Genomic DNA, 24,064 nt, shown 5'->3' on the forward strand with positions numbered 1-24,064 from the left:
GGCCCGCCCGCTCAAACGTCAGTTCCCTCACGCCACCCTGCGGCCGGAGTACTCCTTGACCCCGGCCATCGGCGGCCGCTCCTCGGTGTCCACGGCGTACGTGCGCGGCACGAACCCGTTCGGCCCGCGCTCGAACTGCGTCAGCTCCGGCCGTACGAGATGCCCGCGCGAGAGGCGCAGCTGCGCCGTGCGGTAGATCGCCGCGGCCATCCGGCCCAGCGCCTGGCCGTCCTGATGCCGGTGGAGCCGTACGCCGACGTCCACCTGGGCCAGTGCGTCCAGCCCGACGGTGTGCAGCGCGTCCACCAGCAGGCCCAGCTCGACGCCGTACCCGACGGGGAAGGGCAAACGTTCCAGCAGCGTGCGGCGCACGGCGTACTCGCCGCCCAGCGGCTGGACGAAGCCGGCCAGCTGCGGCCAGTGGAGGTTGAGGAGCGGCCGGGCGACGAGCTCGGTGACCCGGCCGCCCTGACCGTGGGTCTTGCCGGAGGCGAGCCCGTCGAATTCCGTGCCCAGCGGGCGGTCGTACATCGCCTTGACGAACTGCACGTCCGGCTCGGTCAGCAGCGGGCCGACGATCCCGGACACGAAGGCGGACGAGAAGTCCCGCAGGTCGGCGTCCACGAAGCAGACGATGTCGCCGGTGGTCACCAGCAGCGAGCGCCACAGCACCTCGCCCTTGCCGTGCACGGCCGGGATCCGCGGCAGGATGTCGTCGCGGTGCACCACGCGGGCGCCGGCCTTCGCGGCCACCTCGGCGGTCCGGTCGCTGGAACCCGAGTCGACCACGACCAGTTCGTCGACCAGCGGCACCGGCAGCCCCTCGATCAGATCCCGCCGGATCACCTCGACGATGGCTCCGACCGTCTCCTCCTCGTCGAGAGCGGGCAGGACGACGCTGACCGTGGTGCCTGCCGCCCGCTTGGCGGAAAGCAGCTGGTCGAGCGGTCGGTCGGCCGCGGACCAGGAGCGGTCCGCAAACCAGCGCTCCACCTCTTCCAGCACGTTCGGCACTCCCTGTTTCCTCGTTCGCCCTCGGCGGGTTTCAGCCGAAAAGTGATCCATCTCGCGGTTCGGACGGCTGTCTCAACCACCCGGACCTTCCGTTACAGTCTTGAACAACGCGAAGGACCACCGCATGCCGGGGGTCCCCGCGTACAAACGCCCGGACGCGCCATGGAGCGCGCGGCCCGGTGCCATACCGCTCATCCAGAGGGGCAGAGGGACACGGCCCGTTGAAGCCCCGGCAACCCTCCAGTCGGTTCTCGCGCTCGCTTGCAGCAGCGAGGTCCCCGGCTAGGGAAGGTGCCAATTCCGTCTCATGGCGAAGTGCGCCATGGGGAAGATGAGGAGAAAGGGCCTCGCCATCATGGCTGCACAGACTGTTGCCACCTCTGTCGATCTCGGACCTGCCACCGGCCTCTCGTGTCGTGAGTGCGGTACCCGCTTCGAGCTCGGACCCATCTTCGCTTGCGTCGAGTGCTTCGGACCTCTGGAAGTCGCCTACGACCTTCCCACCGGAGACCCGGAAGCCCTGCGCGCCGCGATCGAGGCCGGCCCGAACAACATCTGGCGCTACGCCCCGCTGCTGCCCGTCCCCGCGGACGTGGCCTCCAAGCCCAGCCTGAACCCCGGCTTCACCAAGCTCGTGGACGCGGCCAACCTGGCCAAGGAGCTCGGCTTCACCGGCAAGCTGTACGTCAAGGACGACTCCGGCAACCCGACGCACTCCTTCAAGGACCGCGTCGTGGCCATCGCCGTCGAGGCCGCCCGCGCCTTCGGCTTCACCACCCTGTCCTGCTCCTCCACCGGCAACCTGGCCGGCGCCGTCGGCGCCGCGGCCGCCCGGGCCGGCTTCCGCTCCTGCGTGTTCATCCCGCACGACCTGGAGCAGGGCAAGGTCGTCATGGCCGGTGTGTACGGCGGCGACCTGGTCGGCATCGAGGGCAACTACGACGACGTCAACCGCTTCTGCTCCGAGCTCATCGGCGACCCGCTGGGCGAGGGCTGGGGCTTCGTCAACGTCAACCTGCGCCCTTACTACGGCGAGGGTTCCAAGACGCTCGCGTACGAGATCTGCGAGCAGCTCGGCTGGCAGCTGCCCGACCAGATCGTGATCCCGATCGCGTCCGGCTCACAGCTGACGAAGATCGACAAGGGTCTGCAGGAGCTGATCAAGCTCGGGCTCGTCGAGGACAAGCCGTACAAGATCTTCGGCGCCCAGGCCGAGGGCTGCTCCCCGGTCTCGACGGCCTTCAAGGCCGGCCACGACGTGGTCCGCCCGCAGAAGCCGAACACCATCGCCAAGTCGCTGGCCATCGGCAACCCGGCCGACGGACCGTACGTCCTGGACATCGCGCGCCGCACGGGCGGCTACGTCGAGGACGTGACCGACGAGCAGGTCGTCGAGGCGATCAAGATCCTCGCGCAGACCGAGGGCATCTTCGCCGAGACCGCGGGCGGCGTGACCGTCGGCGTGACCAAGAAGCTCATCGAGAACGGGCAGCTCGACCCGGCGCTGACCACGGTGGTCCTGAACACCGGTGACGGCCTCAAGACCCTGGAGGCGGTGGCCGCGGACAGCGGGCAGACCGCCACCATCCGCCCGAGCCTGGACGCATTCCGCGCCGCCGGCCTGGTCTGACCCACCCCTGACACCCGGAAAGGCAGTAGCGCCATGAGCGTCAACGTCCGCATCCCCACCATCCTGCGCACCTACACCGGCGGCCAGGCCGAGGTCACCGCCGAGGGCGCGAACCTCTCCGAGGTCATCGCCTCCCTGGAGGCGAGCCACCCGGGCATCGCCGCCCGCGTCCTGGACGACCAGGGCAAGCTGCGCCGCTTCGTGAACGTCTACGTCAACGACGACGACGTGCGCTTCGAGGGCGGCCTGGACGCGGTGACGCCGGACGGCGCCGGCGTCTCGATCATTCCCGCCGTCGCCGGCGGCTGCTGAAACGCGAAAGCCCAGAATTGCCCCCTCCGCTAAAAGCGGAGGGGGCAATTCTGCTTGGTTGGGCGCGGTAGGGTTGGGGAAGTCCCCTCCGCTGTTCTTGCCGGCCGCATATGAGCGGGTCGAGTGAGGGTTGACATTGAGTCAATATGCAAGTGCGGTATGGGGCTTTGGCGAGATATGCCGGGTCCGAGTTGCCCGGCAATATGCCAAATTTTCACTCTATTTCAATGTATCCCCGTGTCCAGATTTCTCGTCGGATTGACCTGTTGCAGACAGCAGCGGTGCAGATACATTCAGCCCCGGTCGAGGCGTTCCGGCGCAAGTTCTGACCCGGGACCGCGAAGTGCGGTCCTGCGCAAGGGCCAGTAATAGGGGAGTTAGGCATGGCTCAGGGCACCGTCAAGTGGTTCAACGCGGAGAAGGGCTACGGCTTCATCGCGGTCGACGGTGGTGCGGATGTGTTCGTCCACTACAGCGCCATCCAGATGGACGGGTACCGCACCCTTGAAGAGGGTCAGCGGGTCGAGTTCGAGATCTCGCAGGGCCAGAAGGGTCCGCAGGCGGACATGGTCAAGCTCGCCGTCTAGCCCCGGCGCGATCGACCACCGACGCATACGCGCGAAGGGCCCGCATCCTTGAGGAGGGATGCGGGCCCTTCGTGCTGCCCGCCTGCTGCCCGCCTGCCGGGCTCGGACGTTGGCCCGGCGTTCCCCAAGCCGCTTGCACTCGAGGGGGTCGAGTGCTAATCATTGGCGTTAGCACTCTCCTGTCGAGAGTGCTACTACACAGGACCGGGTCGGTGAGGCCCGCAGGGTCCGGCGGGAAGGAACCGCCGGGCACGCAGGCCGTCCGTCGCGGGCGCGGGCGCGGTCCGGAGCAATCCAACCCTCCCCACGCGCCGGCGGCGCAGGGGGAACCCCAGTCCTGGAGGACCACTTCAGATGGCCAAGATCATTGCGTTCGACGAGGAGGCCCGGCGCGGTCTCGAGCGCGGGATGAACCAGCTCGCCGACGCCGTCAAGGTCACCCTTGGCCCCAAGGGTCGCAACGTCGTCCTTGAGAAGAAGTGGGGCGCCCCCACGATCACCAACGATGGTGTCTCCATCGCCAAGGAGATCGAGCTCGAGGACCCGTACGAGAAGATCGGCGCCGAGCTGGTCAAGGAAGTCGCCAAGAAGACGGACGACGTCGCCGGCGACGGTACGACCACCGCCACCGTTCTCGCCCAGGCGCTCGTCCGCGAGGGCCTGCGCAACGTGGCAGCCGGTGCGAACCCGATGGCCCTCAAGCGTGGCATCGAGAAGGCCGTCGAGGCCGTCTCCGCCGCCCTGCTCGACCAGGCCAAGGACGTGGAGACCAAGGAGCAGATCGCTTCGACCGCCTCCATCTCCGCCGCCGACACCCAGATCGGCGAGCTCATCGCCGAGGCCATGGACAAGGTCGGCAAGGAAGGCGTCATCACCGTCGAGGAGTCGCAGACCTTCGGTCTGGAGCTCGAGCTCACCGAGGGCATGCGCTTCGACAAGGGCTACATCTCGGCGTACTTCGCCACCGACATGGAGCGTATGGAGGCGTCCCTGGACGACCCGTACATCCTGATCGTCAACTCCAAGATCGGCAACGTGAAGGACCTCCTTCCGCTGCTCGAGAAGGTCATGCAGTCCGGCAAGCCGCTGCTGATCATCGCCGAGGACGTCGAGGGCGAGGCCCTGTCGACCCTGGTCGTCAACAAGATCCGCGGCACCTTCCGGTCCGTGGCCGTCAAGGCCCCGGGCTTCGGCGACCGCCGCAAGGCCATGCTCGGCGACATCGCCATCCTCACGGGCGGCACGGTCATCTCCGAGGAGGTCGGCCTCAAGCTCGAGAACGCGGGTCTCGACCTGCTCGGCCGCGCCCGCAAGGTCGTCATCTCCAAGGACGAGACCACGATCGTCGACGGCTCCGGTGACAGCGACCAGGTCCAGGGTCGCGTCAACCAGATCCGCGCCGAGATCGAGAACTCCGACTCGGACTACGACCGCGAGAAGCTCCAGGAGCGCCTCGCGAAGCTGGCCGGCGGCGTGGCCGTCATCAAGGCCGGCGCCGCGACCGAGGTGGAGCTCAAGGAGCGCAAGCACCGCATCGAGGACGCCGTTCGCAACGCGAAGGCGGCCGTCGAGGAGGGCATCGTCGCCGGTGGTGGCGTGGCCCTGCTCCAGGCCTCCGCGGTCTTCGAGAAGCTCGACCTGTCGGGTGACGAGGCGACCGGCGCCAACGCCGTGAAGCTCGCCCTGGAGGCCCCGCTCAAGCAGATCGCCGTCAACGGTGGTCTCGAGGGTGGCGTCGTCGTGGAGAAGGTCCGCAACCTGACCGTCGGCTGGGGCCTCAACGCCGCGACCGGCGAGTACGTGGACATGATCGCCGAGGGCATCATCGACCCGGCGAAGGTCACGCGCTCTGCCCTGCAGAACGCCGCGTCCATCGCCGCGCTGTTCCTGACGACCGAGGCCGTCATCGCCGACAAGCCCGAGAAGGCCGGCGCCCCGGCCGGCGGCGGCATGCCGGGCGGTGACATGGACTTCTGATCGGCCCCTGGCTGATCGGCTGTTCTTCGACCGAGGGCGGCACTCCCCGTACAGGGGGGTGCCGCCCTCGGGCGTTTCAACGCGTCTTAGAAGCCCGAGCTGTCGACGTCGAAGCCGAAGGGGTCCGGGACGGGCAAGGGCGCACCGAAGGGCACCGTCTTGCGGAACTGGTACCCGTGCGGGGAGGGGTCCGAGAAACAGGTGATCTCAGACGCCTGCATGTCGACGACGAGGTGGACGGGGACGAGCTGTCCGTAGACGTCCAGCTTTTCGTGCCAGTCCACGTCCTTCGTGGACACCGAGGTGAACTCGGCCACCAGGGAGAGTTCCGCTCCGTCCAGGTGTCTCCCCTCGCCCTCGAAGGCAGACACGTCGACCACATAGAGATCGGGGCCGTAGGCGCGCCCGGCTGCAGGGAACTGGAAGAGGAACGGCGCCATGTCCGCGACGTGACCTTCGGGGGCGTGGGCCTGAAGCTGCTCGCGCAGCGCCCGCATGGGGAGGTAGTAACGCCGCCTGGACCACGGTGACACGATGATCTTCCCCCGGATGAGCTCGGCTTTGAAGCCGTCTGGCGTGTCCATCTCCTCGACGGTGCGCAGGAGCGTCTCGAACGTCGGCGGTGCCGCCTGCTCCATCGGTGTGGCCCGTTCGATCATGATCGTCCGTTGTCCTCCGCGTGGCGTGCCGTGCACTGGGCGTGAGCCCTGTTCCAGGCTAGCGGCGCGTGGGTGGCCGCGCCCGGGTGCCGAGACGGATCACCACCGAACGGGGTGCTTTGGTTGACTGGGGGTATGAGCGATCTCTTCGTCAAGATCTGCGGTCTGAAGACCGCGAACGACGTCGACGTGGCCGTGGCCGCCGGGGCCGATGCCGTCGGGTTCGTCTTCGCCGCCGGGAGTCCCCGCACGATCGACGCCGCCGCGGCGCGGGAGCTCGCGGCGCGGGTGCCGGCCGGGGTGCTGACCGTCGGGGTCTTCCGCGGACAGCCGGTCGAGGAGGTCCGGCGGCTGGCCGAGGAGAGCGGCGTACGGGGCGTGCAGCTGCACGGGGACGAGGGCCCGGAGTACTACGAGGCGCTGCGCGCCGAGGGGCGGAGCCTGCTGCGGGCCACCGCCGAGCACGTGAAGCGCTGCGGGGAGTACGGAGAGGACCTGCTGCTGCTCGACGCGCCCGACCCCGGCTCCGGCAAGCCCTGGAACTGGGCGTCGCGGGAGTTCACCGCGCCCGAGGGGCGCTGGCTGCTGGCCGGCGGGCTGAACCCGGGGAACGTGCGGGAGGCGGTGGAAACCACGGGCGCCTGGGGCGTGGACGTGTCCAGCGGGGTGGAGCGGGAACGCGGGGTGAAGTCCCCCGACCTGATCCGCGCCTTCATCGAGGCGGCCCGGGGGTGATCCGGGCCGGCGGTGGCGTCGGCGGAGCGCGTCTAGTCGGTGAACTCCTTCAGGGCCTCGGTGTCGAGGGTGATGCCGACGGGTGCGGGGATCTCGACCATCTCGCCGTAGGCGAAGGCGGGATCGTCCCCGTACTTCCCCTCCGCGGGCTCGCTGTAGACGGTCAGGCTGTGCCGCTCCCGGTCGATGAGCAGGTAGACCGGGATACCGGCGGCCGCGTAGCCGTCCCGCTTCTCGTTCCGGTCGCGACTGTCGGTGTCGGAGTCGTGGGAGGTGACCTCCACGACCATCAGGACGCCCGCCGTATCCGCCCACTCACCCTGTCCGGCGAAGTGTGCGACGGGGGCGAGAACTCCGTCCGAGCGGGCACGGCCGGTGCGGTACTGCTCGACTTTCAGCCCCTGCTCGGGATGCAGGTCGAGTTCGGGCCGGTGTTGCATGCACTGCCGGAGCAGCCACATGAAGATGGCCCCGTGGTCACCGTCGGGCACAGGCTTTACCTCTAGCGTTCCCGCAATGAATTCGAGCGTCACGGTCTCTGGAGCGCCGCGCTCAAGGGCTTCGAAGTCATCGAGGGACATCTGTGGGCGCTTGGTGGAGCCTGTGGTCATGGAATCGCCTCCTCGCCTCCATGGTGCCCTGCGAGTCCCGGGCCGGATCGCTTGAAGCGCCATCTTCGACTCCGTTCGGCTACGGCTGAGGCAAACGCCAGAGGCGTATGCCAAAACCGAGCCGGCCCATGGCACAGGGTTAGCCCAATGGGGTGAGCAGGCTCAAGAGGCGTTGACGTCAGTCCGTGCGGAGGCGGGCGTGGAGGTGTTCGTCGTGCCAGCCGTCCGCGTGGAGGAGGGCGCCGCGCATGGTGCCCTCCAGGGGGAAGCCGGCCTTCGTCGCGATGCGGCAGGAGGCCGGGTTGGCCACCGAGTGGGTGATGCGCAGGCGGTGCAGGCCGAGCTCCTCGAAGGCCCAGCGGCTGACCCGGTCCGTGGCTTCGACCATGACACCGCCGCCGCGGCCCGCGGGCAGGAGCCAGTACAGCAACTCGCCGCTCCCGCCCGGGAGATCGAGGTCGGCCACGCCGATGAGGCCGACGGGCAGGCCGCCGGCGGCCGGGGCCACCGCCCAGATCGCGGCCTCCTCGGCGTGCCAGCGCTCCTGCCAGCGCTCGGTGCGGGCCACGGCCTCGGCCGGTGACAGCACGGCCGGGCGGTTCCAGTGGCGGATCTCCGGGTCGTGGCAGGACTCGACCAGCGCGGGGGCGTCGTCCGGGGTCCACGGGCGCAGGCGGAGCGCGCCCGGGAGGTCGAGGACCGGCTGGGGGAAGGCTGCCATCCGGCCGGGCGGGACCACCGGGGCGAGGGTCATGCCGCGTCCCGGAAGTGGGCCAGCAGGGCCTCGGCGTCGGCGGTGCTGCCCGAGATGGTGTCGAAGCCCATGCCCGGCGGGACAGCCTGCCCCCACAGCCAGCTGTGGTGGCAGCTGAAGCAGAAGATCAGCTCGAACAGGGGCTCGTCCACGGCGTCGTACGCCCGCAGGCCCCAGCCCGGCGCGAAGCAGATGCGCGGCTCACCCGGCGCCATCGACGAGATCAGCGCGAGCGAGTCGGCGGCCTCTCTGCCCGTCCAGCGGGAGACGACCGGGCCGGTCATGGGGTCGCCGTAGCGCTCGGGGCGCGCGGAGAGGCGTACGACCTCGACGACAGCGGTGGCGGCAACGGCTTCGGCGGGGAGCTGCATTCGCGCAGTCTCCCCGGCCGACCTCTATTTACGCCATAGCGGGCTCCGTGGCCGGTGGGGCGGTGGCCGGAATTGGCTCCTGGTCGGCGTTGAGCTCGGTCAGCATCTGCCGCGTGAATCCGAAGAAGTACGTGGCGGCGAAGCCCACCAGGTAGCCGACCACCAGGCCGCCCGCGTAGATCGCGAGGTTCAGGCCCATCCCCGACGGGCCGTCCAGCAGCGGGAACAGCGCCCACCCCGACGGGCCGATGGCGGTCGCGCCGAACGCGACACCCAGTTGGTTGCAGAGCCCGACGAACGCCCCGCCCGCCGCACCGCCCACGCAGGCGGTGACGAAGGGGCGGCCCAGCGGGAGCGAGACCCCGTAGATCAGCGGTTCGCCGACGCCCAGGAAGCCCGCCGGGAGCGCGGACCTGATGGTCGTCCGCAGCGACCGGTTGCGCGGCAGCCGGCAGTAGACCGCGAGCGCGGCGCCGACCTGGCCCGCACCCGCCATGGCGAGGATCGGCAGGAGGGCGGTGTGGCCGGTCTGCTCGATGAGGGTGGTGTGGATCGGGATCAGGGCCTGGTGCAGGCCCAGCATCACGAGCGGCAGGAACAGGCCGCCCAGGACCAGCCCGGCGAAGGCGCCGCCGGTGGCGAGCAGCCAGGTGGCGAAGGAGCCGATGGCGGTGGAGACCTCGCCGGCGAGGAACATCAGGCCGAAAATCGTCACCAGCCCGGAGACCAGGACGGTGACGGTAGGGGTGACCAGCGCGTCCACCGACTCGGGGACCCACCTGCGACACAGCTTCTCCACCCGGACGGCGAGGAACGCGGCCGCCAGGGCCCCGAGTACGCCGCCCTGGCCGGGCGAAAGGTGTTGGCCGAAAGCATCGATCTTCGCGACGCCCGGGAAGACGATGACCGCGGCGACGGCGCCGCCGAGGATCGGGGTGCCGCCGAACTCCTTGGCCGTGTTGTAGCCGACGAACACCGGGATCAGCGACATGAACCCGGAGGCGATCGCGGCGAGCGCCGGGACGACGGCGGGCAGCCAACCGGTGTTCAGCAGCACGCCGTTCAGGCCGGCGATGATGCCGCAGCCGATGAGCGCCGGGATCAGCGGGACGAAGACGTTGGCGATCCGGCGCAGGAACAGTTTCACCGGGGTGCTGTTCCGGGCCTTCTGTGCCTGCTTCAACGCGGCGCCCTGGGCGGCGAGTTCCTCGGCGGTGACCGCCGCGACGGCCGTACCCGGCGGGCGCCCGGCCGAGCGGCCCCGCTCGACCAGCGCCTCGAACTCCGGGGTCACCCGGGCGACGGTCCCCGGCCCCAGCACGATCTGGTAGGTGTCGTCCTCGACGACGCCCAGCACCGCGGGCAGCGCCCTGAGGGCCGCGTCGTCGACCAGCGAGCGGTCGTGCAGTGCGATGCGCAGGCGGGTCATGCAGTGCGCGATCGAGCCGATGTTGTCCGGGCCGCCGACCAGGGGGAGGATCGCGGCGGCTGTGGCGCGGTTCTTGTCAGTGGACATGTGGTGATCGCCTTGCGTCGGGGGAACGGGGCAGTCAGCAGGTCAGCAGGTCAGCAGGTCAGCAGGTCAGCAGGTCAGCGGGTCAGCGGGTCGGTGGCGTCACTCGGTGGCGGCGGCCGCACGGGCGAGGGCCTCGCGGAGGTGGCCGTGCGAGGCGGTGAGCAGCCCCGCCGCGGTCGGGCCGTCCACGCCCGCGAGGAGCACGAGTACGGCCTGCTTGACCTCGCCGCCGGTGGCGTCGAGCGCGGCCTCGATCTCCTCGTCCGGCGCGCCGGTGGCCAGCGCCAGGATCCGCCGGGAGCGGGCGCGCAGCTTCTCGTTGGAGGCGCGCAGGTCCACCATCAGGTTCCCGTACGTCTTCCCGAGCCGGATCATCGTGATGGTCGAGACGAGGTTCAGGACGAGCTTCTGCGCGGTACCGGCCTTCAGACGGGTGGACCCGGTCAGCAGCTCGGGCCCGACGACGACCTCGATGCCGTGCTCGGCGGCCGAGGCGAGCGCCGATCCGGCGTTGCAGGACAGGCCGACGGTGAGCGCGCCGCGGGTACGGGCGAACGCGACGGCGCCGATCGCGTACGGGGTGCGGCCGGAGGCGGAGATGCCGATGACGGTGTCGTCGGCGGTCAGCTCCAGGGCGGCCAGGTCCGCGGCGGCCAGCTCGGCGCAGTCCTCGGCGCCTTCGACGGCTTCGACCATGGCGCGGGGGCCGCCCGCGATCAGGCCGACGACCTGCGCCGGATCGGTGTTGAAGGTGGGCGGGCACTCGCTGGCGTCCAGGACGCCCATCCTCCCGGCGGTGCCGGCGCCCGCGTAGACCAGCCGCCCGCCCCGGGCCATCCGCAGCGCGATCGCGTCGATCGCGGCGGCGATGTGCGGCAGCTGCGTGGCGACGGCGGCCGCGACGCCGGCGTCCTCGGCGTTCATGGTGCGGGCGATCTCGAGGGTGGACAGCCGGTCGATCCCGGCCAGTTCGGGGCGGAAGGCCTCGGTGGTCAACGTGTCGAGCTGGGCGCGCAGTGCGGCGTACGACGCGGTCATGGGCGGGGGCTCCTGGCGGTTCGGCGGGGGGCGAGTGCCGCGTACGAGGCGGCGAGAGCGGGCGCGGCGGTCTCGTACGTCTGCTGCGCGACGGCGACGAACAGGCAGTCGACGACGAGGAGCTGGCTGGTCCGGCTGGACATGGCGGCCGGGCGCAGCCGGGTCTCGCGGGCGGCGGAGGTGGCCAGTACGAGGTCGGCGTAGTGGGCGACGGGGGCGTTCGGGCGGCTGGTGAGCGCGATGGTGGTGGCGCCGCGCTCGAAGGCCGTGCGGAGGGGGTCGATGACGTCGCCCGTGGCGCCGGAGTGGGTGATCGCGACGGCCGCGTCTCCGGGGCGCAGCTGCACGGCGCCCGTGACGGCCAGGTGGGGGTCGCTGTGGGCGTGGGCGACGAGGCCGATGCGCAGCAGCTTCTGGGCCAGGTCCTGGCCGACGAGGGCGGAGGCGCCGACGCCGTAGATGTCGATGCGGCGGGCGGTCGCGAGCGCGGTGACGGCGGCGGCGAGCGCGGTGAGGTCGAGTCCGGCGGCGGTGTCGGCGAGGGTCTGGGCCTCCTCGTGGGCCAGTTTGGCGACGACGTCGGCGATCGGGTCGTCGACGGCTATGTCGGCGGTGACGGCGGGGGCCGCGCCGGACTCCTGCTGCGCGGCGAGCGCGGCGAGGGCCAGGCGCAGGTCGCGGTAGCCGGGGTAGCCCAGGAGGCGGGCGGTGCGGACGACGGTGGCCTCGCTGGTGCCGGTGCGCGCGGCGAGCGCGCTGACGGTGAGGCGGGAGCAGCCTGCGGGGTCGGCGGCGACGGTCTCGGCGACGGCCTGTACGGAGCGGGTCATGGAGGGGCCGAGACTGCGGACGCGGGCCCGCAGCGGCACGCCGGAGCCGGTGCCCTCGTTCCCCCCGTCCCCCTCGCTGAAAGTTACTTTCGGGTCATCGCTCATTCCTGAAATCTATTTTCGGCCGGGGTGGGGGTCAAGGCACCATTCGGCACCGGCGCAGAAGGGTCTTCGCCACTTGGCCCGTACGGGTTCACAATGGGCGCATGGACCACGCGACCCCCCTGGAACAGGCGCTGCACACCGCCCGCGCTCTTGTCCTCGCCGATCTCGTCGCGGGCGAGGTCGCCGAGGCCGATGTCGTCTCCCTCGTCGAAGACTCGGTCACGCACCGCCGGTGGTGGGTGGAGCAGTGGCCGGAGGGGGTCGACTACCTTGCCGGACTCGTCGCCCAGGACGTACAGGACGCGCTGCTGGAGAAGTACGGGCGCTGGCCGCTGTGCCCGGTCTGCTCGCACGGCGATCCGCACGCGCTGGACGTGGAGCCGGAGTTGGGACCCGACCCGCACTGGGTGTGCGCCAAGGCAGGAGTGAAGGTCGCCACGGTCGGCGGCCTCGCGCCCGTCTTCGGCGCCGGCCGGTGATCCGCCGGTGACGCTCTACATCGACCCGCCGACGTGGCCGGGCCATGGCCGCATGTGGTCGCACCTGGTCAGCGACGTCTCGTACGAGGAGCTGCACGCCTTCGCGGCGTCGATCGGCTGCCCGCCGAGGGCCTTCGAGCGCGACCACTACGACGTGCCGTCGCACCGCTACGCGGATGCGGTGGGGGCGGGCGCGGTGGAGGTGGGCAGCAAGGAACTGGTCCGCCGCCTGACGTCCGCGGGCCTGCGCCGCCCGAAGGGCCGCCCGGCGTAACGGAGCGCGGCGGGGGCCCTCGGCGCCCCGGCTCCCGGGTGGTTGCCGAGGGTGACGGCGTCCGTCCGGATCCCGTCTGCGCCTGCCCTGCGCCCGCCCGGTGGATGCGCCCGGCGAGCCCTCGCAGAGCAACATGACGGTCGGTCATGTGCCGGGGGGCGATGGGACATCACCGCCGGTCCGAAATCCACGATGCTGGCTGAGCAGGTCATCGCGCCGCTCGCCCACGGCACCGGCTACGAGGTACACGTCAGCACCAAACTCGAGGGCGGGAACGCGCCGAATGCCCAGGTGAACCCGCGGGTCACCGGGCACGGGCAGGCGTTCACGTACTGACGGTGTCCGCCGCCGGGTGGGCGGACGAGGACGCGACGATCCGCGTCGCCCGCGGCCGCGTACGCCGGTCCAGGCGCAGCGCGATCACGACGAGGGTGATCGCGGTCACCGTCATCGCGGCGCCTGCCCAGGCGGTGGCGGCGAAGCCGTAGTCGGCGTCGATCACGGTGCCGCCGAGCCAGGGGCCGCCCGTGTTGCCCAGGTTGAACGCCGCCGTCGTGGTGGCCCCGGCGAGGGTCGGGGCCGCGCCCGCGACGTTGAACATGCGGGCGTTGAGCGCCGGCGCCGTGAAGAACGCCGAGACGCCGAGCAGGAACGACAGCCCCACCGCCGCCACTGCCGCCGACGCCAGCAGGGCCAGTGCGACGAGGAAGACCGTGGACGCGGCGATGCCCCACAGCATCACCCCGAACAGATGCGCATCCGCGACCCGCCCGCCGATCGTCGTGCCGACGAGCGCGCCGACCCCGAACAGCGCCAGCACCCACGGCACCCGGCCCGCATCCAGCCCGGCGACCTCCGTCAGCAGCGGCGACAGGTAGCTGAACGCGCAGAAGACCCCGCCCGCGGCCAGAGCCGTGACGCCGATGGACAGCCACACCTGGCGGTCGCGGTAGATGCGCAGCTCCCGCGTCAGAGTGGGCCGTACGGCGGGCAGCGGGATGTCCGGGATCAGCGCCAGGATGCCGACGAGGGCCACGGCCGAGGCCGCGCCGACCGACCAGAACGCCGAACGCCAGCCCAGGTGCTCCCCGAGGAAGGCGCCGGCGGGGACGCCGAGGACGTTGGCGATGGACAGGCCGCCGATCATGACGGCCATGGCGCGGGCCCGCTGGTCCTTCTCCACCATCGCGATGGCGACGGCCGCGCCGACCGCCCAGAAGCCGGCGCAGGCGAGCGCGGCGAGGATGCGGGAGGCGAAGAGGAGCTCGTACGAGGGGGCCAGCGCCCCCGCAACCTGCCCGAGGCCGAAGAGGCTGATGAGCGCGATGAGGGTGGTGCGGCGCGGGAGCCGCAGCGTGGCCACCGCCAGCAGCGGCGCCCCGACGACCATGCCGATCGCGAAGGCCGATATCAGCAGGCCCGCCTGCGGGATGGTGACGCCCATGTCCTCGGCGATGGGCGGGAGCAGTCCGGACAGCATGAACTCGCTCGTCCCGAGCGCGAAGACGGCCAGGCCGAGGACGTGGACGGCGACGGGCATGCGGGAGCGGCCGGGGGCGGGGGCGGGGGCTGGGGGCACGTCCCGTACGAACCTCCGCGCCTCGGATCTCATTCCCCGGCGCTCAGGCCGGCGAGCTCGGCGGCCAGGTTGCGGCGGGCCGCGGCCTCCCAGTGCGCACTGCCGTACGGGGTGCGGAAGAGGCGGGGCAGCGCGAGCAGCTGGCGCAGTACGGCGGCCCGGCCGGCGCGGAAGGCGCCCTCGGGGACGAACCCGTACTCGGCGCGGACGGCGGCGACGTACGCGGCGTACGCGTCCGGGCCGCCCGCCAGGACGGCCAGGTCCGCATCGCAGAGCACCTCGCCGTTGGTGTCGCCGGGGGCGGGGTCGTGGGTGACGGTGAGCCGGACCAGGCGGGCCACTTCGGCGGTGCGGGCGGCGCCGATGCCGAGCTCGGGCAGGGCGCGCTCGGCGAGGGCGGCGCTGCGCTCCTCGTTCTCGGAGCGGTCGGGGCGGTAGACGGCGTCGTGGAACCAGGCGGCCAGCTCGACGGCGGCGGGGTCGGCGGCGTGCGGGGCTAGGACGTCGATCCGTGCGAGTACGTCGGCCAGGTGCGCGGTGGTGTGGTACTGGCGCTGCGGCTCCGCCCAGGCGGCCAGGAGCCGGTCGGCGTAGGGGTCGGGGTCGCGGTCCGCGGGGGCCCCGGCGGCGGTGGCCGTCGCGCGCCAACGGGCGCGGAGCGGGGCGGTGTCGGGCGCGTCGGCGGGCTCGGTGTCGGGCTCGCCGTTGGGCTCGGTGTCCATGGGGTCCATGCGGACATTGTGCGGGTGGCGTGATGGCGCTGGTGGAGGGTGGGCGGCGGCCCGTACTCTAGATATTGGACTAGACCTATTTTCCATACCAGCAGCTTTCCGGAGGAGTGGGGACCGATGAGCAACCGTGCAGTCCTGGAGGTGATCGCCCTCGACGTGGAGGACGCGGTCGCGGCCCAGGCCGGTGGGGCGGACCGACTGGAACTGGTCACCGAGATGGCCGCCGACGGGCTCACCCCGCCGCGCGAGACCTTCGCGGCGATCAGGGCGGCGGTCGACATCCCGCTGCGCGTGATGCTCCGCAAGACGGACGGTTTCGCGGCGGGCTCCGCCGAGGACGTGGACCTGCTGGTCGCGGAGGCGCGGGCGCTGCGGGCGGAGGGGGCGCAGGAGTTCGTCCTCGGCTTCCTGAACCCGGACGGCAGCCCGGACCTGGCGGCGCTCGAGGCGGTCCTGGCGGAGCTGCACGGCTGCAAGTGGACCTTCCACCGGGCGATCGACCGGGCCGCGGACCGGGACCAGCTGCGCAAGGCGGTCGCCGCCGCGCCGGGGCTGCCGGGGCCGGACACGTACCTGACGGCGGGGGCGGCGCAGGGGGTCGGGGCGGGCCTGCCGGTGCTGCTGGCCGAGGCGGCGCGGCGCGGGGAGCCGGGGTACACGGCGCAGATCCTGGTCGGCGGCGGGCTGGCCCTGTCGCACCTGCCGGAGCTGCGGGCCGGGGGGATCGACGCGTTCCACATCGGCGGCGCGGCCAGGCCCTCCGGGTGGGAACGCCCGGTCTCCGCCGCCGCCGTCGCCACCTGGCGCACCGCCCTGGCCTGACGGCCTGCCTCCGCGCGCCGCGCCGCCCGACCGCCGGCGGGGCCGAAGAATCCGGCCCCGCCGGCGGTCGGGCAGGGGGCACCCCCTGGGGGCGGGGCCACGTCAGGGCCCGGCTTCGGCGGGGCCCGCCCGGCCCCCGGCTACGCCAGCTCCGCCGGCAGCGGGTCGGCGTGCAGCAGCGTCAGGCCCGACACCGCTCGGGTGAGGCAGACGTACAGGCGGCGCAGCCCCGTCCGCTCGTCCGGCTCGCCCGCGACGATCGCCGCCGGCTCGTCCAGGACCACGTAGTCGTACTCCAGGCCCTTCGCCAGCGACGCCGGCACCAGCGTCAGCCGCGCCTGCGCCGTCGTCTCCTCGCCCGGCGACAGGTACGCCATCCCCGCCGCCCGCAGGGCCTGCGCCAGCTCCGGGATCCGCGCGTCCGCCGCGATCAGGCCGATCGAGCCCTCGTGGCCGAGGGAGACGCGGCAGGCGTCCAGGACGGAGGCCGTCAGGTCCGGCGTCGGCGCGACGACCAGCGAGCCCGGCGTCTCACGGACCGAGGAGACCGCGGCCAGCCCCGGGGAGATCGACGGCAGCAGCCGCGAGGCGTACGCGATCACCTCGCGCGGCACGCGGAAGCCCGCCGTCAGCTCCTCCAGCGCCGCCTCCGGCTTGCCCAGGTGCGCCAGGGCCTCGTCCCAGCTGCGCGTCGCCCACGGGGTCGTGCCCTGCGCGAGGTCGCCCAGGACCGTCGCCGAGCCCGTCGTGCAGCGCCGGCCCACCGCCCGGTACTGCATCGGCGACAGGTCCTGCGCCTCGTCGAGGACGACATGGCCCAGCGAATGCGTGCGCTCCACCAGGTCCGCCGCCTCGTCGATCAGGACCAGGTCCGCCGCCGACCACTTCGCCGACTTCACGCTCCGGAACGGCTTGGGCCACAGCAGGAGCTGCTGCTCTTCGTCCGAGAGGACGCCCTGCGCGTGCTCCGCCAGGAACTCCGCGTCCGACAGCAGCCGCAGCACCAGCTTCGCCGGCTCCACCGCCGGCCACACCGCCTTGACCGCCGCCTTCACGGCGGCGCCCCGGGCCACCGCGTCCTGGACGCGGTCGTCGGGCGCCTCGCCCGCCTGCTCCATCCGTACGAGCACGGTGTGCGCGATCCGCTGCGGCAGCGCGTCGCGGGCGGCGCCGTAGCGGATGTCCCGGGCGAGGAGCTCCGCCACGATCTCCTCGAGCTCGTACGCCGGCACCCGCCAGCGGCGCGAACCGCGCACCACCATCAGCGGCTCGTCGGGCGCGGTGACGTGCGAGCGGACCGCGCGGCGCAGCACCTGCGCCATCCGGGCGTCGCCCTTGACGACGGCGGTCGCGGCGGCGTCGGTGCCGCGGATCTCCAGGCCGTCGCGGGCCACCAGGTCCTCGACGGTGGCCTGCTTGACCTCGAGCTCGCCCAGGGCCGGGAGCACCTGCTCGATGTAGTGCAGGAAGGAGCGGTTCGGACCGATGACGAGCGTGCCGGTACGGGCGAGCCGCTCGCGGTGGGCGTACAGCAGGTACGCGACGCGGTGCAGGCCGACCGCCGTCTTGCCGGTGCCGGGGCCGCCCTGCACGCAGACGGAGCCGGACAGGCCGGAGCGGACGATCTCGTCCTGCTCGGGCTGGATCGTCGCGACGATGTCGCGCATGGGGCCGACGCGCGGGCGCTCGATCTCCTGCTGGAGCAGCTTGCTGACGGCCGCCGCCTCTGCGGGGTCGGAGAGGTGCTCGTCCTCGTACGCGGTGAGCTCGCCGCCCGTGTAGCCGAAGCGCCGGCGCAGCGCGATGTCCTGCGGGTCGTTCTTCGAGGCCCGGTAGAACGGCTGGGAGACGGGCGCGCGCCAGTCGATCACCATGGGGTCGCCGTCGGCGTCGTGGACGTGGCGGCGGCCGATGTAGAACTGCTCGCCCTCCGCGCCCTCGGCGAGCTCGGCGCCCGGTGCGTGCAGGTAGTTGAGGCGGCCGAAGAAGAGCGGGGTGTGCGCGAGGTCGGCCAGCGCCTTGATCCGGTCGTCGATCTGGGCCTGGAGGACGATCGCGTTGACCCAGTTCGCGGTGACGTCGCGGATGTCGAGGGCCTCGACGTCCTCGCGCATGGCGCGGAGCGCGGCGCGGGAGTCGGTGAGGTGGGCCTGTTCGCGGGCGAGGGGGTGGGCGGCGGAGTCGCTGTCGTTGTCGATGCCGGTCTCGGGGGCGTGCGCGGACACGGAAATGCCTCCAGCTGCTGATCGGTACGGAACGATGCCCGCCGGTTTCCGGCCGGCGGGCGGCTCTCCCCGGAACGGCAGCGGGAGGCGGCAAGAGCGGAGATTGTAGTCACCGTGCAAGTGGGGCGCGAACGGAATACCGGGACGGAAGTCCCTCCTGAGCGGGACGCCCGTCCGGGTGTCATACCGGGGAGTGTCAGACCTGGGGCAGAGCCACTAGGGGACGGCATGGGCCCGCAGGAGTAGGCGGGAGGGCCTGCGGCTCCGCCCCCAGGGCGATGTGACAAGGGAGGCAAAAGCGCACCATGGACGTATGAGCACCGCAACCTTCACCCCGGTCCGGGGCGGCCGCCCTAGCGGCGCCACCGCCACCTCCGACTCCCCTCCCCGCCACGTGGTGGGCAACGTCCTGCGCGCCGCGAAGGTCTTCGCGGCGGCGGCGGTGAGCGTCGTCGTCCTGGGCGAATACGCCGAGGACGCCGGCGTCATACGCCGCTGACCAGCATCCCGGCTGCGCCGCGCAGCGGGCTGGCCGGATAGCGGCGGAGGGGGCGCGCTGATCCACTAGGGTCACGCGCGTGACCAGGAGCACCCGTCCCAGCCCCCCGCCGTCGCCCTTGGCCGGCGTGCTGGTCACGGGCCCGCTCCTCGTACTCGGCGTGCTCTGCATCGCGCTGCGCATCCCGATCGCCGACGGCCTCGCCGCCGGGTTCTGCGCCGCCGAGTGGCGCCCTCCCGCCGCGTACCCGCCGTTCGCGGCGATCCTGTTCACACCGGCCGCCTGGCTGCCCGTGGGCGTCCTGAAGGCCGTCTTCGTCCTCGGCAACGCCTGTCTGCTCGCCCTGCTGATCCTGATGTCCTGCCGCCTCGCGGGACTGCGGGCCCGGCCCGGTCCCGTCCTGGCCGCCACCATCGCCGGGCTGTGGGTGGAGCCGCTGTTCCAGGGCCTGCTCGCCGGGCAGGTCAACCTGGCGCTCGCCTGCCTGGTCCTGTGGGACCTGCGCCGGCCCGGCGCCGCGCTCGGCAAGGGCTTCGCGCTGGGCACGGCCGCCGGGATCACCCTGACCCCGGCGCTGTTCATCCCGTACCTGCTGCTGACCGGCCGGATCCGGGCCGGGCTGACGGCGCTGGGCGCCCTCGCCGGTACCGCCCTGCTCGGGCTGCTCGTCCTCCCGCAGGCCTCCGCCGAGTTCTGGGCCCGGCACCTGCCCGCCTCCGGCCGGGCCCTGCTGCTGGACTGGCCGCACCTGTGGGTCTGGTGCGTCCCCCTGCTCGCCCTCCTGGCCCGGTCGGCGACGACCCGCCGCCCGGCTCCGAAGCCCGGCCTCGTCCTGGTCCCCGTACGAAGGTCACCCCTCGGGCAGCAGGATGTCCGCGTCGTCGAAGACGCGCAGCACCACGAGCACCACGAGCAGCAGGCGCCCGCGCGACACCACGTACTCGGCCAAGATCTGTGAGGTCAGCCGGATCCCGCCTCCTGCTCGCCTGCTCCTACCTGCTCGCCTGCTCCTACGGGCCGTCGGTCGTCAGGAGTTCGTCGGCGTCCATGATCCGGTAGGCGTAGCCCTGTTCGGCGAGGAAGCGCTGGCGGTGCGCCGCGAAGTCCTGGTCGATCGTGTCGCGGGCGACGACCGAGTAGAACCGCGCCTCGTGGCCGTCCGCCTTCGGGCGCAGCACGCGGCCCAGGCGCTGGGCCTCCTCCTGCCGGGAGCCGAAGGTGCCGGACACCTGGATCGCGACCGTCGCCTCGGGCAGGTCGATGGAGAAGTTCGCGACCTTCGACACCACCAGCACGCTGATCTCGCCCTCGCGGAACGCGTTGAAGAGCTTCTCCCGCTGCGCGTTGGAGGTCTCGCCCTTGATGACGGGCGCGTCCAGGTGCTCGCCGAGCTCGTCGAGCTGGTCGATGTACTGCCCGATGACCAGCGTCTGCTCGCCCCGGTGCTTGGCGACGAGCGCCTCGGTGACCTTCCGCTTCGTCGCCGTCGTCGCGCAGAAGCGGTACTTCTCCTCCGTCTCGGCGGTCGCGTACGCGAGCCGCTCCGACTCGGTGAGGTTCACGCGGACCTCGACGCAGTCCGCCGGGGCGATGTAGCCCTGCGCCTCGATCTCCTTCCACGGCGCGTCGAACCGCTTCGGGCCGATGAGCGAGAACACGTCCGATTCGCGGCCGTCCTCGCGGACCAGCGTCGCGGTCAGGCCGAGCCGCCGCCGCGCCTGCAGGTCGGCGGTGAACTTGAACACCGGCGCCGGCAGCAGGTGCACCTCGTCGTAGAGGATCAGCCCCCAGTCCCGGGAGTCGAACAGCTCCAGGTGCGGGTAGACGCCCTTCCGCTTCGTCGTCAGGACCTGGTAGGTGGCGATGGTGACCGGCCGGATCTCCTTGCGGGTGCCGGAGTACTCGCCGATCTCCTCCTCCGTCAGCGAGGTCCGCTTGACCAGCTCGTGCTTCCACTGCCGGGCCGAGACGGTGTTCGTGACCAGGATCAGCGTGGTCGCCTTGGCCATCGCCATGGCCCCGGCGCCGACCAGCGTCTTGCCGGCGCCGCAGGGCAGCACGACCACGCCCGAGCCGCCGTGCCAGAAGCCCTCGACGGCCTGCTGCTGGTACGGCCGCAGCGCCCAGCCGTCCTCGACGAGGTCGATGGCGTGCGCCTCGCCGTCGACGTACCCGGCGAGGTCCTCGGCGGGCCAGCCCAGCTTCAGCAGGGTCTGCTTGATCTGCCCGCGCTCGGAGGGGTGCACGGCCACCGTGTCGGGGTCGAGCCGGGCACCGACCAGCGGGATGATCCGCTTGGACCGCAGGATCTCCTCGAGCACCGGCCGGTCGGTGCTGGTCAGGACCAGCCCGTGGACGGGGTGCTTGGAGAGGGTGAGGCGGCCGTAGCGCGCCATGGTCTCGGCGACGTCGACGAGCAGCGCGTGCGGGACGGGGTAGCGGGAGAACTCGACGAGCGCGTCGACGACCTGCTCGGCGTCGTGCCCCGCGGCCCGGGCGTTCCACAGGCCGAGCGGGGTGATCCGGTACGTGTGGATGTGCTCGGGGGCCCGCTCGAGCTCGGCGAAGGGGGCGATGGCCCGGCGCGCGGCACCGGCGAGCTCGTGGTCGACCTCGAGGAGGAGTGTTTTGTCGCTCTGGACGATGAGAGGCCCGTTCACAAACGTCCCTTTCCGACGTGGGGTGGCTGCCCGGGCGCGGACGGCCAAACCTCCAGTCTGCCGTATCAGGGGCCCGGTGTCCGGGGCCCCGATCCCCTGAGCCGCCCGGGCAGCTGCTGTGTGCGCCATCTCCCGGTCTCTTCGTGGAGCCGCAGGGCCTGGGTGTGGAGGTACTCGTCGCCGGATTCCCGGAAGGCGGTCGCGGAGGCGTGGAACGCGTCCTGAGCCGCGGCCAGGCCACCGGTGTGCCGCAGGGCGAGGCCGAGGTTGAACAGGGCCTTCGCCTCGTGGTGGCGCTCGCCCAGCTGCCGGTAGAGGGAGACGGAGTCCGTCTGGGCCCGTACGGCGTCCTCGTACAGGCCGGTGAGTTCCAGGGCCGTGCCCAGATTGGTCAACGCCATCGCCGCGGTGTGCGGGTCCCCGGTCCTGCGGCTCGCCTCGACCACCGACTCGAGCGGGGCGATCGCCTCCGGGGCCCGGCCGCACCGGATCAGGACCAGACCGAGCTGGCTCTGCGCCTGGGCCGCCATGTGCTCGTCGCCGAGCGAGTCCAGGATCTCCAGGGCCCTTGTGAGCCGGTCGACCGCCTCCTGGGGTCCGCGTTCGTCGCGGCCCATGGCGAGGGCCAGCCCGCTGTTCGCCAGGGCGAGACCCGCGCCGTACAGGTCCCCGGTCTCCTCGGCGGCGGCCAGCGCGTCTTCGTGGGCCTCGGCGGCGGCGCCGTACTGCCCCATGTCGCGCAGCACCATCCCCAGGTTGTTGAGCGCGGTGCCCTCGCCCCTGCGGTCGTCCGCCGTCCGGCAGATGGCGATGTCCTCGGCGAAGGCCTCGGAGGCCTCCGGGAGCCGGCGCAGGTCGTGCAGGGCCTTGCCGAGGTTGTTGTACGCCATGCCCCGGGCGCGCGGATCGCTGTCCGGCGGATAGCGGTCCAGGGCCTGCCGGAGCAGGTCGACCGCCTCCTCCGGGCGGTTCATCTGCTGGTAGGTCAGGCCGAGGTTGGTCAGGGTGGCGGCCGCGGCGAAGGGGTCCCCGTCCCGTTCGTGCAGGGCCAGGGCCTCCTGGTACGAGGCCGATGCGGCCTCGAAGAGGCGCAGCTCGCGCCGGGCCGTGCCCAGGTTGTTCAGGATGCTCGACTCCGTGCCCCGCAGCACCGGGTCCTGCGAGGCGCGGACGGCCCCCAGTGCGGCGACGGCCAGTTCGGCGTACTCGTCGAAGTGGCGGCGCAGGGAGTGGAATTCCAGCAAGGACGAATGGAGTCGGACCAGTGCCTCGGGCCGCCCCAGCCCCGGTGCGGCGAGGGCCGCGGCACGCAGGTTGTGCCGCTCGGCGTCCAGCCAGGCCAGGGCCGCTTCCCGGCCGGCGAAGTGGGGGTCGGGCGGGAGCCCGGCGTCCACGTGGGTGTCGGCGGCCTGGGCGCCCGCCAGGTAGTACAGGTACAACCGGTCGGTGGCCGCCTCCCGTTCGCCCGGCTCGTCCTGGGCCCGGCACAGTTCGTCCGCGTACAGGCGCATGAGGTCGTGCATCCGCCAGCGCCCGTACGGGGGTGGTCCGGGCTCGATGAAGTGCCCGCGGGCGAGGGGCAGCAGCAGGTCCTCCGCGTCCCAGGGCTCCGCACCGGCCAGGGCGGCCACGGCCTCGGTGGACAGGTCGGGGCCCGGGTTGAGGGCCAGCAGCCGGAACAGCCGGGCCTGGTCCGGCGCCAGGTGGCGGTACGAGAGGTCGAAGGCCGCGCGGACGGCGAGGTCCTCGCGGCTGAGCCGCTGCAGCCGGCGCCGGGCGTCGCCGAGGGCGGCCGCCATGGAGTGCAGCGGCCGGGTGGGGACGTCGGCCAGCAGGGCGCTGACGACGGAGAGCGCGAGGGGGAGCCGGCCGCAGAGGTCCGCGAGTTCCGCGGCCGCCGCCGGTTCGTCCGCGACCCGGGTGTCGGCGGGGCCCACGATGCTCCGCAGGTTGCGTCCGACGAGCTCCACCGCCGCCTGCCGCCCGAGGACGGAGAGGTCGAGCACACGGGCCCCGAGGTCGCTCAGGGTGTGCCGGGAGGTGATCAGTACGGGGATGTCCGGGTCGCCCGGCAGCAGCGGACGGACCTGGGCGCTGTCCATCGCGTTGTCCAGGACGACCAGGATCCGCCGTCCGCCCGCCGCGTAGGCGGCGAGGACGGACCGGTAGAGCCCGGCCCGTTCCCCCACGTCCTCCGGGACGTGCTCGTGGGGGACTGCGAGGGCGCGGAGCAGTGAGCCGAGGGCCCGGTGGGGACCGACGCGCCGCCGGTCGTCGTAGCCGAAGAGATCGATGAACAGGACGCCGCCCGGCAGCAGATCCGCCGCGCCGAGCGCGCGGTGGGCCACCTGGACGGCGAGCTCGGTCTTGCCCACTCCGGGCAGCCCCGCGATCACCTGCCGGGCGGCGCCGGCCGACGACGGGTCGGGCCGCACCGCCGCGAGCAGGGACTCCTCCTCCGCCTCCCGGCCGGTGAAGGCGGGGGAGGGGGCCGGCAGGCCGGTCAGCGCGGCCGGGACGGTGGCCGGGAGCTGCAGGGTGACGTTGGCGTGGGCACCCTGCACGACGGCGCTGAAGTACATCCCGCCGCTGATGGTGTTGTGGATGCCGTGCCTGTCATCTGAACCGGTCATACGTCCAACGGTAGGAGTTCGTC

At 72.3% G+C, this 24,064-nt stretch carries 24 protein-coding genes and 1 riboswitch; of the genes, 11 read left to right on the top strand and 13 right to left on the bottom strand.

Annotated elements, in window-relative coordinates; translation table 11 throughout:
- Positions 1–27: 27 nt before the first annotated feature.
- The gene (locus OG299_RS22205) at positions 28–1,005 is read right to left on the bottom strand and encodes a glucosyl-3-phosphoglycerate synthase (protein ID WP_327364573.1); all 978 of its coding nucleotides are present in this window, start codon (positions 1,003–1,005) and stop codon (positions 28–30) included.
- A 197-nt stretch (positions 1,006–1,202) separates the two neighbouring features.
- Positions 1,203–1,352, top strand: a riboswitch (SAM riboswitch).
- A 17-nt stretch (positions 1,353–1,369) separates the two neighbouring features.
- On the opposite strand from OG299_RS22205, the gene thrC reads away from it, so the two are divergent.
- The 4 genes from thrC (at position 1,370) to groL (ending at position 5,520) form a co-directional block, all read left to right on the top strand.
- Positions 1,370–2,644: a threonine synthase gene (thrC, locus tag OG299_RS22210; protein WP_266628118.1), complete on the top strand. Its 1,275-nt coding sequence runs from the start codon at positions 1,370–1,372 to the stop codon at positions 2,642–2,644.
- Between the two features lie 33 nt (positions 2,645–2,677).
- Positions 2,678–2,956 (top strand): MoaD/ThiS family protein, encoded by a 279-nt coding sequence (locus tag OG299_RS22215; protein WP_266628119.1) that lies wholly within the window; start codon positions 2,678–2,680, stop codon positions 2,954–2,956.
- Between the two features lie 383 nt (positions 2,957–3,339).
- Positions 3,340–3,543, top strand: coding sequence for a cold-shock protein (locus OG299_RS22220; protein WP_005315736.1), 204 nt, complete (start codon positions 3,340–3,342; stop codon positions 3,541–3,543).
- Positions 3,544–3,897: 354 nt separating this feature from the next.
- The gene (groL, locus tag OG299_RS22225) at positions 3,898–5,520 is read left to right on the top strand and encodes a chaperonin GroEL (RefSeq protein WP_266628122.1); all 1,623 of its coding nucleotides are present in this window, start codon (positions 3,898–3,900) and stop codon (positions 5,518–5,520) included.
- Positions 5,521–5,606: 86 nt separating this feature from the next.
- On the opposite strand, the gene OG299_RS22230 is transcribed toward groL, so the two are convergent.
- Complete coding sequence (locus OG299_RS22230; protein ID WP_327362383.1) at positions 5,607–6,179, bottom strand: Uma2 family endonuclease; 573 nt, start codon at positions 6,177–6,179, stop codon at positions 5,607–5,609.
- Between the two features lie 135 nt (positions 6,180–6,314).
- Here OG299_RS22230 and OG299_RS22235 point away from each other — a divergent pair, with 135 nt between their 5' ends.
- On the top strand, positions 6,315–6,914 hold the full coding sequence (locus OG299_RS22235) for a phosphoribosylanthranilate isomerase (protein WP_327362384.1): 600 nt from the start codon (positions 6,315–6,317) through the stop codon (positions 6,912–6,914).
- Positions 6,915–6,946: 32 nt separating this feature from the next.
- On the opposite strand, the gene OG299_RS22240 is transcribed toward OG299_RS22235, so the two are convergent.
- The 6 genes from OG299_RS22240 to OG299_RS22265 all read right to left on the bottom strand — a co-directional run bounded on the left by OG299_RS22240 (position 6,947) and on the right by OG299_RS22265 (position 12,139).
- Positions 6,947–7,525, bottom strand: a complete 579-nt coding sequence (locus tag OG299_RS22240) for a Uma2 family endonuclease (protein WP_327362385.1) — start codon at positions 7,523–7,525, stop codon at positions 6,947–6,949.
- Positions 7,526–7,703: 178 nt separating this feature from the next.
- Positions 7,704–8,279 carry a GNAT family N-acetyltransferase gene (locus OG299_RS22245; protein ID WP_327362386.1) on the bottom strand — a complete coding sequence of 192 codons (576 nt, stop codon included), beginning with the start codon at positions 8,277–8,279 and terminating at the stop codon, positions 7,704–7,706.
- Positions 8,276–8,650 carry a M60 family metallopeptidase gene (locus OG299_RS22250; protein WP_266628128.1) on the bottom strand — a complete coding sequence of 125 codons (375 nt, stop codon included), beginning with the start codon at positions 8,648–8,650 and terminating at the stop codon, positions 8,276–8,278. Before OG299_RS22250 ends, OG299_RS22245 begins: the two co-directional genes overlap by 4 nt.
- A 28-nt stretch (positions 8,651–8,678) precedes the next feature.
- The gene (locus OG299_RS22255; RefSeq protein WP_327362387.1) at positions 8,679–10,166 is read right to left on the bottom strand and encodes a PTS transporter subunit EIIC; all 1,488 of its coding nucleotides are present in this window, start codon (positions 10,164–10,166) and stop codon (positions 8,679–8,681) included.
- A gap of 99 nt (positions 10,167–10,265) precedes the next feature.
- Positions 10,266–11,204, bottom strand: a complete 939-nt coding sequence (gene murQ / locus OG299_RS22260; protein WP_327362388.1) for an N-acetylmuramic acid 6-phosphate etherase — start codon at positions 11,202–11,204, stop codon at positions 10,266–10,268.
- Positions 11,201–12,139 carry a MurR/RpiR family transcriptional regulator gene (locus tag OG299_RS22265; protein ID WP_266628134.1) on the bottom strand — a complete coding sequence of 313 codons (939 nt, stop codon included), beginning with the start codon at positions 12,137–12,139 and terminating at the stop codon, positions 11,201–11,203. Before OG299_RS22265 ends, murQ begins: the two co-directional genes overlap by 4 nt.
- Positions 12,140–12,240: 101 nt before the next feature.
- Here OG299_RS22265 and OG299_RS22270 point away from each other — a divergent pair, with 101 nt between their 5' ends.
- The 3 genes from OG299_RS22270 to OG299_RS22280 all read left to right on the top strand — a co-directional run bounded on the left by OG299_RS22270 (position 12,241) and on the right by OG299_RS22280 (position 13,228).
- Positions 12,241–12,618, top strand: coding sequence for a DUF8819 family protein (locus OG299_RS22270; RefSeq protein WP_266628136.1), 378 nt, complete (start codon positions 12,241–12,243; stop codon positions 12,616–12,618).
- A gap of 7 nt (positions 12,619–12,625) precedes the next feature.
- Positions 12,626–12,892, top strand: a complete 267-nt coding sequence (locus OG299_RS22275; protein ID WP_266666049.1) for a DUF4031 domain-containing protein — start codon at positions 12,626–12,628, stop codon at positions 12,890–12,892.
- 192 nt (positions 12,893–13,084) lie between these two features.
- Entirely contained in the window at positions 13,085–13,228 is a 144-nt protein-coding gene (locus OG299_RS22280) for a hypothetical protein (protein ID WP_327362389.1), read from the top strand.
- Here the strand turns inward: OG299_RS22280 and OG299_RS22285 are convergent.
- Positions 13,218–14,432 carry a Cmx/CmrA family chloramphenicol efflux MFS transporter gene (locus tag OG299_RS22285; protein WP_327364574.1) on the bottom strand — a complete coding sequence of 405 codons (1,215 nt, stop codon included), beginning with the start codon at positions 14,430–14,432 and terminating at the stop codon, positions 13,218–13,220. The genes OG299_RS22280 and OG299_RS22285 overlap by 11 nt on opposite strands.
- A gap of 68 nt (positions 14,433–14,500) precedes the next feature.
- The gene (locus OG299_RS22290) at positions 14,501–15,193 is read right to left on the bottom strand and encodes an HD domain-containing protein (RefSeq protein WP_327364575.1); all 693 of its coding nucleotides are present in this window, start codon (positions 15,191–15,193) and stop codon (positions 14,501–14,503) included.
- A 126-nt stretch (positions 15,194–15,319) separates the two neighbouring features.
- Here OG299_RS22290 and OG299_RS22295 point away from each other — a divergent pair, with 126 nt between their 5' ends.
- Positions 15,320–16,024, top strand: a complete 705-nt coding sequence (locus tag OG299_RS22295; protein WP_266628142.1) for a copper homeostasis protein CutC — start codon at positions 15,320–15,322, stop codon at positions 16,022–16,024.
- Between the two features lie 140 nt (positions 16,025–16,164).
- On the opposite strand, the gene OG299_RS22300 is transcribed toward OG299_RS22295, so the two are convergent.
- Complete coding sequence (locus OG299_RS22300; RefSeq protein ID WP_405706402.1) at positions 16,165–18,138, bottom strand: HelD family protein; 1,974 nt, start codon at positions 18,136–18,138, stop codon at positions 16,165–16,167.
- 424 nt (positions 18,139–18,562) lie between these two features.
- Between OG299_RS22300 and OG299_RS22305 the strand changes: the two genes are divergently transcribed.
- Together OG299_RS22305 and OG299_RS22310 are read left to right on the top strand one after the other, a co-directional pair.
- The gene (locus OG299_RS22305) at positions 18,563–18,748 is read left to right on the top strand and encodes a hypothetical protein (RefSeq protein WP_266628146.1); all 186 of its coding nucleotides are present in this window, start codon (positions 18,563–18,565) and stop codon (positions 18,746–18,748) included.
- Between the two features lie 79 nt (positions 18,749–18,827).
- A complete protein-coding gene (locus OG299_RS22310; protein ID WP_327362391.1) occupies positions 18,828–19,706 on the top strand; it encodes a glycosyltransferase family 87 protein in 879 nt (292 codons plus the stop codon).
- Positions 19,707–19,758: 52 nt separating this feature from the next.
- Here the strand turns inward: OG299_RS22310 and OG299_RS22315 are convergent, their stop codons facing one another.
- Complete coding sequence (locus OG299_RS22315; RefSeq protein WP_327362392.1) at positions 19,759–21,408, bottom strand: DNA repair helicase XPB; 1,650 nt, start codon at positions 21,406–21,408, stop codon at positions 19,759–19,761.
- A 65-nt stretch (positions 21,409–21,473) separates the two neighbouring features.
- Positions 21,474–24,041 (bottom strand): tetratricopeptide repeat protein, encoded by a 2,568-nt coding sequence (locus OG299_RS22320; RefSeq protein ID WP_327362393.1) that lies wholly within the window; start codon positions 24,039–24,041, stop codon positions 21,474–21,476.
- Positions 24,042–24,064 lie beyond the last annotated feature (23 nt).

This window comes from Streptomyces sp. NBC_01296, from assembly GCF_035984415.1.
Classification (GTDB): domain Bacteria; phylum Actinomycetota; class Actinomycetes; order Streptomycetales; family Streptomycetaceae; genus Streptomyces.